General features: G+C 42.4%; 10 protein-coding genes. All 10 read left to right on the forward strand.

Translation table 11 applies throughout. The annotated features are described in order from the left end of the window. The first annotated feature begins 196 nt into the window (after window positions 1–196). On the forward strand, window positions 197–610 hold the full coding sequence (locus HZC12_09505; protein MBI5026938.1) for a transcriptional repressor: 414 nt from the start codon (window positions 197–199) through the stop codon (window positions 608–610). Further along, the gene (locus tag HZC12_09510; protein MBI5026939.1) at window positions 611–1,084 is read left to right on the forward strand and encodes a hypothetical protein; all 474 of its coding nucleotides are present in this window, start codon (window positions 611–613) and stop codon (window positions 1,082–1,084) included. A 16-nt stretch (window positions 1,085–1,100) separates the two neighbouring features. Next, the gene (locus HZC12_09515) at window positions 1,101–1,205 is read left to right on the forward strand and encodes a rubredoxin (protein ID MBI5026940.1); all 105 of its coding nucleotides are present in this window, start codon (window positions 1,101–1,103) and stop codon (window positions 1,203–1,205) included. A gap of 94 nt (window positions 1,206–1,299) precedes the next feature. After that, the gene (locus HZC12_09520; protein ID MBI5026941.1) at window positions 1,300–1,722 is read left to right on the forward strand and encodes a rubrerythrin family protein; all 423 of its coding nucleotides are present in this window, start codon (window positions 1,300–1,302) and stop codon (window positions 1,720–1,722) included. A 244-nt stretch (window positions 1,723–1,966) separates the two neighbouring features. Then, window positions 1,967–3,181 (forward strand): FprA family A-type flavoprotein, encoded by a 1,215-nt coding sequence (locus HZC12_09525; protein ID MBI5026942.1) that lies wholly within the window; start codon window positions 1,967–1,969, stop codon window positions 3,179–3,181. A gap of 37 nt (window positions 3,182–3,218) precedes the next feature. After that, window positions 3,219–3,350, forward strand: a complete 132-nt coding sequence (locus HZC12_09530) for a rubredoxin (protein MBI5026943.1) — start codon at window positions 3,219–3,221, stop codon at window positions 3,348–3,350. A gap of 28 nt (window positions 3,351–3,378) precedes the next feature. Continuing rightward, window positions 3,379–3,978 (forward strand): flavodoxin family protein, encoded by a 600-nt coding sequence (locus HZC12_09535; GenBank protein MBI5026944.1) that lies wholly within the window; start codon window positions 3,379–3,381, stop codon window positions 3,976–3,978. A gap of 110 nt (window positions 3,979–4,088) precedes the next feature. Further along, a complete protein-coding gene (locus HZC12_09540) occupies window positions 4,089–5,228 on the forward strand; it encodes a DUF4388 domain-containing protein (GenBank protein MBI5026945.1) in 1,140 nt (379 codons plus the stop codon). A gap of 21 nt (window positions 5,229–5,249) precedes the next feature. After that, window positions 5,250–5,618 carry a response regulator gene (locus HZC12_09545; protein MBI5026946.1) on the forward strand — a complete coding sequence of 123 codons (369 nt, stop codon included), beginning with the start codon at window positions 5,250–5,252 and terminating at the stop codon, window positions 5,616–5,618. After that, a partial coding sequence (locus tag HZC12_09550) for a chemotaxis protein CheA (GenBank protein MBI5026947.1) occupies window positions 5,615–7,218 on the forward strand: 1,604 nt, incomplete at its 3' end. The genes HZC12_09545 and HZC12_09550, both read left to right, overlap by 4 nt.

The raw sequence follows: 7,218 nt of genomic DNA on the forward strand, positions 1-7,218 counted from the left end.
CAGCTTAACTACATGAGAAGATTGGATTCCCGCCTTCGCGGGAATGACGGAAGCAGATTGGATTCCCGCCGGAGTTTACCCCGTACTTGATACGGGGCGGGAATGACGGACAAAAAAACAAAAAATTGGGGGAACTCCACTATAAAATTCTTCTTGACAAATAATAATTCTTATGTAATAATTATTTTAAATTAGAATTGGAGGCCAGGTGAATAAATATAAAGATCTCGGTTTTAAGCTGACCCCTCAGAGATTGGCTGTCCTAAATTACCTTGAGGGCAATAAATCTCATCCATCTGCAGAGGATGTCTATAAAAATGTATCAAAGAAATATCCAACGATGTCTTTTGCTACTGTGTACAGCACACTTGAGATTTTAAAGGAAAAAGGTAAGGTGCTTGAGCTGACAATAGACCCGGCAAGAAAGAGGTTCGACCCGAATACAGAGCCACACCATCACCTCATATGTGTTAAATGCAGTAGTATTGTAGATATACACAGGAAGTATCCTCTCAATATTACCGCAAATGAGGCAGGAGGATTTGAGATAGTCGGAAACCATATAGAGTTTTATGGCATATGCCCAAAATGTAAAAAGAAGGATCTTTAATTGAGTAAGAATATGGGAAGAAGGGTAAAGTTTATTATAATTTTATCAACTCTGGTTTTATCAGGCATTCTGATCATTGGTGCCTATTCTTATACAGTTGCCGATAGGCCTTCAGCTAATTTCAAATGGATTACTGAAAGACCAGGTGAAAAATTGCCCGAAGTAGTTGCTGGCAATACCCGCATAATACCATTCGAGTTTGCTTTTGAAGGAGATATATCAAAAGTAAATCTTGAAATAAAAGATGTGGAACTGAGAAAAATGGGAGTTTTTATTTCTGATGAGACCGTTGCCGTAAAAGACGGCAAGGCGTCTTCTCAGGTATTTTTTAATCTCAAGGAAGGAACCCCTCCCAGGCGTTATGACCTTAAGATTATAGCTAAGGATGCTGCAACAGAAAAGGTTATCGGCAAAGGCACAATACCATTTGCGGTCTATCCGTATTTCTATAACATATTAAAATGCTCTTGTTAAAAGGAGGTGCAATGGGATGGCTGTTTTTAAATGCAGCAAATGCGGTGCAACAAGCGAAGGAAGGTGCAAACCACAAAAGTGCCCGAAGTGCGGTGAAAAGGGCACAATGCAAAAACAGTGAATAGTGTCAGTTGATAATCTTAACTGACACTATTCACTGACACATTAATGGGAGTCTTTGATTCCTGATTAAAATTTACACAGGAGGTTTTAAAATGGAGCTTATCAATGAACATGAAATTGGCGTATCAAAAGGAACTGAGGTAGAGGATGCTGTAATGGCTAATTTTAAGGGAGAATGCACAGAGGTGGGTCTCTATCTTGCAATGGCAAGGCAGGCACAAAGAGAGGGTTATCCAGAAGTAGCCGAGACACTAAAGACTATTGCACTGGATGAGGCAATGCATGCAGCGCAGTTTGCAGAGATGAATGGCCTCGTGTCTAAAAACACAAAGGAAAACCTTGAGAAGATGCTTCAAGGTGAGATAGGTGCAAACAAAGGAAAGAAAGAGGCCGCAAAAAAATCGAGGGAGTGCAATTGCGACCCTGCCCATGACTTCTTTGATGAGTCCTCAAGAGATGAGGCAAGGCATGCGAGGATGTTAAAGGGCATCCTCGACAGGTTCTTTAAGAGTTAGGACTGATCACAGAGGGAGAATTAAAATTTAGCCACAGAGAACATAGAAGGAAATGGAGTAATGGAGTAATGGAGTGGTGGAGTATTGGGGAAAAAGAATACATTACTCCATTACTCCAACTTATAGCTCTGTGGCCTCATTGCCTCATCAAAAAATTTATAATCTACCAATAATTCCTCCCCAAATGTTTGAATTTTAGTAGTATAATTGTTTCATTCGATATTCTTTCAAGGGGGACTAACACGTGAAGGCCATAGAGATTAAACCAGATATATTCTGGGTTGGTGCAATAGACTGGGGTGTGAGGGATTTTCACGGCTATGTCACGCCAAACGGAACAACATACAACAATTATTTGATTCTTGATGAAAATATTACTCTAATCGATACAGTAAAACATGATTTTTACGAGATTACCATTGATAATATAAAAAGCCTTATCGAGCCATCAAGGATAGCCAACCTAATTGTAAACCATATCGAGCCTGACCATGCAAGCAGTATCGATAAGATTATGGAGCTTGCGCCCAATGCGACCATATATATAACCGAGAGGGGTAAGAAAGGACTTGACAGACACTTTGATACATCAAAGTGGAAGTTTAAGATTGTTAAAACAGGCGATACCCTGAATATCGGTAAGCACAATCTTTTATTCCTTGAGACCCCGATGCTTCACTGGCCTGATTCTATGATGACTTATGTAAAGGAGGCAAAACTCCTTATATCACAGGATGCATTTGGACAGCACCTCGCTACATCGGCCCGGTTTGATGACGAGTTTGTAGAATGTGCCTCCCATGCCGAGCTTGAGGACGCAGTGATTGATTACTATGCAAACATCCTTATGCCCTTTGGACAACTCATCAAGGCAAAGATAGCGGAAATCCAGAAGGCGGGATTGGAGATTAGTATGATCGCACCTGACCATGGTGTGATATGGAGGAAAGAGCCTGAGAGGGTTATCCAGATGTATCTCGATATGGCGAATGGAAAGGCTTCTCTGAGGGTTGCCATGATTTATGACACCATGTGGCGCAGCACTGAGCATATGACACTTCCAATAATGCAGGGGATAAAGGATGAGGGCGTTGATTGCAAGGTAATCAAACTCAGGGCAACACCCATGAGCATTGCTATTAAGGAATTCTGGAAATCGAGGGGTTGTCTTATTGGAACACCTACTCTAAACAATATCATGTTCCCAACAGTGGCGGAGTTTATGACCCACCTCAGGGGATTAAGGCCAAAGAATAGAATTGCTGGTGCATTCGGAAGTTGTGGATGGGGAGGTGGCGCAGTGAAAGAGGCATACGAGGAATTCAAGCGTATGGGCCTTGAGATAGTAGAGCCAGGGGTTCAGGTTATTTACAGGCCATCTGCTCAGGATGAAAAACAGTGTTATGAGTTTGGCAAAGAGTTTGCAAGGAAGGTAAAGGAATATCATCTGAAATTTTAGGGCTTAGATAGTTTTGCAAAATGCGCAGGAGGAAAAGATGTGGAGATGTACGGTATGTGGTTATGAATACGATGAGGAAGCTGAGGGGACACCCTTTGAACAGTTGCCAGATGACTGGAAATGCCCTGTGTGCAATGCACCAAAAGATGCATTTGAAAGGATTAGATAGAAAGAGGTAGACGGCTGGTGGAATTTCAATGAAGGTCATTACATTTCTTGGAAGTCCAAGAAAAAATGGGAATACAGAGCTTCTTCTGAAAGAGGCTATTCGAGGCATTGTAGATTCAGGGTTTGAAGTACAGACCTTTAACCTTAACCACATGAAGATTAGGCCCTGTCAGGACTGCGGGGCATGTAATAAAACGGGTATCTGCAAGATAAAAGATGATATGGGGCAGATTTATACTGCGATAAGAGAATCGCATCGGTTTATCCTTGCATCTCCTATATTTTTCTTCAGCCTCTCTGCTCAGGCAAAGATAATGATTGACAGATGCCAGGCCTTCTGGTGTGAGAAATATCTTCTGAAGAGGCCTATCCCTGGTGAGCAATATGGGAGGAAGGGGTTACTGCTCCTTGTTGGAGGAATGAAGAATGAGATCGGTTTTCAGTGTGCAGAGGCTATTGCAAAGGCATTCTTTAGAACTATAAGCGTGCCAGAGCATAATACGTTGAGTTTTACAGGAATAGATGCAAAGGGTGCAATCCTTGAGCATCCCACTGCGCTAAAAGATGCGTATAAGGCAGGGAAGGCGCTCATCATTTTCTCCTTGAAAAGAAACGGCCTAACTTATTGACTGCCTGTAATTTTCTCTGCTATACTTTTTGTAAGTATGGGCAGGAAAGGGTATATAGGCAGTCCCTACAGGTTACAGACCCCCTTACACCTGAAGGGGACTGAGATAAGATGAGTTTAGTCGGAAGACTTGAAGATTTAGCACTGTCTGATATATTTCAGATTTTAAGCATTGGAAGAAAAACCGGAAGCCTTATCATTAAAGGAAAAGATGGTAATGCAGCTATTGTATTTAGAAATGGTCTGGTGGTAAGGGCAGAGGTTGATTTCCTGAAAGGCGACATCGGAGAGCAGCTTTTTGAGCGGGGTATTATTAAAGAAGATACTTTTTCTCTCGCAAAAGAGGTAAAGAAAAGATTACCCCAGAAAGGTATTACAGAGGTTCTTATCGAATTAGGGGTGGTTTCTAAGGATGTAATGGAGAAGGCGGTAAAAAAAAGAGTGGAGGAAATAGTTTACAACCTTCTCCTCTGGCAGGATGGGAATTTCCAGTTTGAAGTCGATGAAATGAATATCGCAAATAAGGTTAATCTTTCTGACTGTGGCTGGGAACTTTCTAAGGGCATAAGTCCTGAGTATCTCCTGATGGAAGGGGCAAGGGTATATGATGAGAAGGTGGCACAGGAGGAATTCAGCCCATCTGAAGATCTGGCTATAAAAGAAGAGCCATGGATGGAGGGCGCATGGGAGGGAAAGTCGGAAAGGAGAGATATATCTGCCTTGCGCTCATTGACTACAGAGCTCAGGTTTCCCACCACAACTTCAGAGATAACTCTTTTAATATTGAGGTTTGCAAGCGATATCTTCCAGCGAGGGATTCTTTTTATGGTCGGCAAGACCTCCATGGCAGGACTCGGGCAGTTCGGCCTTGGCCTTGAAGGCGCAGATGACAAAATAAGGGAGATAACGATTCCCCTTGCCCGCAGCCCATTTTTTTCAAAGATAATCTCAAGCCAATTTAACTATTATGGCCGTGTGGATAGAGATGAGGGTACCGAATTGCTTTTATCAGAACTTGGTAGTGATTGGCCGAAAGAATGTGCTATATTTCCTATAGTTGCTGAGGGCAAGACAGTGGCACTGCTTTACTGTGATAATTCCCTCACAGGAGAGTCTTTTGGGGAAACAGAAGGGTTAGAGATATTTATAAGTCAGGCAGGGCTTGCTTTAGAAAAATCCCTTCTGGAGCGAAGGGTGCAAGAGCTTGAAAAATTTAAGGGGGATTCGTCCCCCGATGCAGATACCCCATAGAGCACAGGAAAGGAGGTATATGTGAAGTCTGTCCTCATCGTTGAAGATTCAGCAACCACAAGGTCTTTTATAAGGGCTGTTATAGAGGAAATCGGTGACTTTAATACAGTTGAGGCATCTTCAGGTTTTGATGCCTTAAAGACCTTGCCTACCCAGCATTTCGATCTGATAATTACTGATATTAATATGCCTGACATAAATGGCCTTGAGCTGATAAATTTTGTAAAAGGGAACCCGAACTATAAGGACATCCCCCTGATAATTGTTACTACAGAGCGGAGCGAGGAGGATAAAAAAAGGGGGTTGGCCATGGGTGCTTTTGGATATATCACAAAACCTTTCAAATCAGAGGACTTACAGAACATGGTGAAAGGAGCTTTAAACCTGTGAAAGGCTCTAAAAAGGAATTTATCGCTGAGTCAGAGGAGATTATTGCAGAAGTTGAGAAGGGCCTCCTGGCGCTTTTAAATGCTTTTAATCCTGACACCCTTAACTCTGTTTTTCGTTCGATACATACCCTCAAAGGACTATCAGGCCTCTTTGGTCTTAAAAACATTACAGACCTCAGCCATACACTCGAATCTCTCTTAGACGACTTAAGGTTGGGGAAGATTGAATTTACCAAAGAAACAATCAATTTTATCTTTAGCAATATAGATATTTTAAAAAATCTTATCGGACAGGCCAGTACAGGTAAGGAAGTTGCGGATATAAGTAAAACCCTCCAGGCCATAGAGTCTTTCAGGGAGAAAGCAAAATCAAAGTTAAAAGGCCCCTCCCTGGAGTCCTATCCAATTGATCCATCAATCATCAAGGTTCTATCCGAGTATGAAGAGCACAGGCTAAGGAGTAGTATTAATGAGGGGAAAGGGATTTATCAGGTCAAAGCTGTTTTTGACCTTACAATATTTGACAAGTTGCTTGAGTCCGTGAGCTCTAAACTAAAAGAAATTGGTGAGATTATTGCCACTCTCCCGAGCTCTACAGGTGTACCAGCAGGCAAAATATCTTTTATGCTTCTTTTTGCAAGCACATCTAATACTAATGATATAAAAAAGCTCTCGCAGGATTTTAGTGTAGAGGAAGTGATTCCTCCGAGGGGCGTCAGCGAACCCGCAGTAAAGAGTCAGGAGACATATTTAAAGAGTACAACTAATACAGTCAGGGTCGATATTGGGAAGCTGGATAGAATTTTAAATACTGTTGGAGAACTTGTATTGGCAAAGGGAGCCGTGAGCAGAATTGGTAAGGAGTTGGCCGAGAGTTTTGGTTATGCAGCTCTTACCCTCGATGTCCACAAGATTTCGCAGACGCTGGAGCGCAGGTTGGCCGAGCTACAGGACCAGATTCTCGAAATAAGGATGGTTCCAATTGGACAGATATTTACAAGACTCGCACAGGTTGTAAGGCGGTACACAATGGAGATAGGTAAGGAAATAGACCTGGAGCTTTTTGGTGAAGAGACAGAAATCGACAAACTCCTCGCTGAAGAAGTCATAGACCCCCTGTTACACCTCATCAGGAATGCGATCGACCATGGCATAGAGCCTCCAGATGTGAGAAAGGCCTCGGGCAAAAAAGAAAAGGGAACCATAACCCTGAGGGCTTTTCCAAAAGGTAACCATGTGATAATCGAAGTCCACGACGATGGTGCAGGTATTGATATGAATAAAGTTTTACTAAAAGCACGCGAAAGGAAATTAATCCCTGAGGAGCAGGTTTTAAGTAAACAAGAAATCATTGATCTGATATTTCTCCCCGGGTTAAGTACCAAGGCAGAGGTCAGTGAGGTCTCAGGCAGGGGGGTCGGCATGGATGTAGTCAAAAATAAAATAGCCGCCCTTGGAGGTTTTGTAGACGTTGAAACAGAAGTCGGGAAAGGGGCTGTTTTTATTCTAACTCTTCCAATAACCCTTGTAATTATTAAGGCCCTGCTGGTCAATGTATCAGGAGAGACATTCGCTATACCTATAGCATCTGTTGCAGAAAC

The sequence above is a fragment of the Nitrospirota bacterium genome (assembly GCA_016214385.1).
GTDB lineage: Bacteria > Nitrospirota > Thermodesulfovibrionia > UBA6902 > JACROP01 > JACROP01.

What these genes read in the sequence shown, in the direction of transcription:
- HZC12_09515 (MBI5026940.1), top strand. Translation starts at nt 1,101, where the DNA reads ATGGCTGTTTTTAAATGCAGCAAATGCGGTGCAACAAGCGAAGGAAGG.
- HZC12_09520 (MBI5026941.1), top strand. Translation starts at nt 1,300, where the DNA reads ATGGAGCTTATCAATGAACATGAAATTGGCGTATCAAAAGGAACTGAG.
- HZC12_09530 (MBI5026943.1), top strand. Translation starts at nt 3,219, where the DNA reads ATGTGGAGATGTACGGTATGTGGTTATGAATACGATGAGGAAGCTGAG.
- HZC12_09535 (MBI5026944.1), top strand. Translation starts at nt 3,379, where the DNA reads ATGAAGGTCATTACATTTCTTGGAAGTCCAAGAAAAAATGGGAATACA.
- HZC12_09540 (MBI5026945.1), top strand. Translation starts at nt 4,089, where the DNA reads ATGAGTTTAGTCGGAAGACTTGAAGATTTAGCACTGTCTGATATATTT.